Below are 2,544 nucleotides of genomic sequence, written 5' to 3' on the forward strand. Positions count from 1 at the left end.
GCCGGCGAGGCCGCGCCCGGCACCTACGTGCACCAGCGATGAACGACCCCGCCTGCGTGTTCCGCGCGGAACAGATCACCAAGACCTACGGCAGCGACGAGGTGCGCGTCGAGGCGCTGCGCGCGGTCGACCTGCAGGTGCGGCGCGGCGAGTTCATCGTGCTGCTCGGGCCGTCGGGCAGCGGCAAGTCGACGCTGCTGAACATCCTCGGCGGGCTCGACGTCGCGAGCACCGGCCGGCTCTGGTTCGGCGACGAGGAACTGAGCGCCGCCGACGATGCGGCGCTGACCCGCTACCGGCGCGAGCACGTCGGCTTCGTGTTCCAGTTCTACAACCTGATCCCGAGCCTGACGGTGCGCGAGAACGTCGCGCTCGTCACCGACATCGCGCGCGACCCGATGCCGGTGGACGACGCGATCGCGCGCGTCGGGCTCACGCCACGGCGCGATCACTTCCCGGCCCAGCTCTCCGGCGGCGAGCAGCAGCGCGTGGCGATCGCGCGCGCGATCGTCAAGCGTCCCGACGTGCTGCTGTGCGACGAGCCGACCGGTGCGCTCGACTACCAGACCGGCAAGCTGGTGCTGGAGGTCATCGCGCGCATCAACGCCGAACTCGGCACCACCGCCATCKTGATCACGCACAACGCGGCGATCGCCGGCATGGCCGACCGCGTCGTCACGCTGGGCGACGGCCGCATCCTGCGGGTGCAAGCCAACGCGCACAAGCTGCAGCCGTCCGAGCTGACGTGGTGACGCGATGAAGGCCCTCGACCGCAAGCTGCTGCGCGACCTGCGCCTGATGTGGAGCCAGGCGCTGACGATCGCGCTGGTGGTGGCCAGCGGCATCGGCGGCTTCATCACCAGCCTGTCGGCCGTCGACTCGCTGGCGCTGGCGCGCGACCGGTTCTATGCGCAGGGCCGCTTCGCCGACGTGTTCGCCACCGTCAAGCGCGCGCCCGACGCAGCGGTCGATGCACTCAGCCGCATCGACGGCGTCGCGCAGGTGCAGACCACGCTGGAGGAAATGGCGCGCGTCGAGGTGCCCGGCTCGGCCGACCCGGTGCTCGGACAGCTGATCGGCCTGCCGCGGCGCGCCGGCGACGCGATGAACCGCGTGCTCGTCAGCAGCGGCCGCGCACCGGCGGCGGTGGCCGCGGGCGACGAGCGCATCGAGGCGCTGGTCTCCGAGGGCTTCGCGCAGTCGCGCGGCCTGGTGCCGGGATCGGAGTTGCAGGTGCAGCTGAACGGCCGCCGCCGCACGATCGTGATGGTGGGCACCGCGCTGTCGCCGGAGTACATCTTCGCCGGCCTGTGGGGCATGCCCGACACGCGCGGCTTCGGCATCTTCTGGATCGAACGCGAGACGCTGGCCGCCGCCTACGACATGCGCGGCGCTTTCAACCGCGTCGCGGTGCGGCTCGCGCCGGGGGCATCGGAAGAGGCGGTGATCGACGGGCTGTCGCGCCGGCTCTCGCCCTACGGCGGCCGCCAGGCCAACGGCCGCGACGAGCAGCCCTCGCACCTGATGCTCGACAACGAGATCAAGGAGCAGCGCGTGCTCGGCACCATCCTGCCGGCGATCTTCCTCGGCGTCGCCGCGTTCCTGCTCAACGTGGTCGTGACGCGGCTGGTGTCGACGCAGCGCGAGCAGGTGGCGGCGCTGAAGGCGCTCGGCTACCCGAACCGCGCGATCGGGCTGCACTACCTGAAGCTGGTGATGGCGATCGTGCTGGCCGGGCTGGTGCTCGGCGTGCTGCTGGGCAAGGTGCTCGGCACGCTGCTGACCGGGCTGTACGCCGAGCTGTTCCGCTTCCCGAGCTTCGAGCACGTGATCGCGCCGTGGCTGCTGGTGGTGAGCATCGGCATCACGGTGGCGACGGCGGTGGCCGGAACGCTGAACGCGATCGCCGCCACGGTGCGGCTGGCGCCCGCCGAAGCGATGCGCCCGCCGGCGCCCGGCCACTACCGCCGCACGCTGCTCGAGCGCCTGGGCGTGCGCGGCATGAACCCGGCGCTGCGCATGATCGTGCGCAACATCGAGCGGCGGCCGTTGCGCAGCGGGCTGTCGGTCGCCGGCGTCGCGGCGGCGGTCGCGATCGTCGTGCTGGGCAACTTCTTCCGCGACGCGATCGACGTGATCGTCGACAGCCAGTTCAACCTGAGCATGCGCACCGACATCACCGTGTGGGCGGCCGAGGCGGTGGGCGACGGTGCGCGCCGCGAGCTGATGCACCTGCCGGGCGTGCGCGACGTGGAGTCGACGCGCTTCGTCGCGGTGAACTTCATCAACGGGCACCGCCGCGAGCGCAGCCTGATCCGCGGCTACGCGCCGCGCGGGCAGCTGTTCCGCGCGATCGATGCGGATGGCCGCGAGACGGTGCTCGACGGCCGCGGGCTGGTGCTGACCGACCGGCTGGCCGACAAGCTCGCGCTGCGCGTGGGCGACCGGGTTCGCGTGGAGGTGCTGGAAGGCCGCGAGCGCACGCTCGAGCTGGTGGTGGGCGCGACGGTGCGCGAGATGATGGGGCTGAACGCCTACATGGAC

2 protein-coding genes are annotated in these 2,544 nt (G+C 71.9%); both read left to right on the plus strand.

The genetic code is table 11. The features are described 5' to 3' along the window. Nucleotides 1–38 precede the first annotated feature (38 nt). Nucleotides 39–752, plus strand: a complete 714-nt coding sequence (locus AC1D15_RS26620; protein WP_477828363.1) for an ABC transporter ATP-binding protein — start codon at nucleotides 39–41, stop codon at nucleotides 750–752. A 4-nt stretch (nucleotides 753–756) separates the two neighbouring features. Then, a partial coding sequence (locus AC1D15_RS26625; RefSeq protein WP_477828364.1) for an ABC transporter permease occupies nucleotides 757–2,544 on the plus strand: 1,788 nt, incomplete at its 3' end.

Source organism: Rhizobacter sp. P2_H2, from assembly GCF_056403375.1.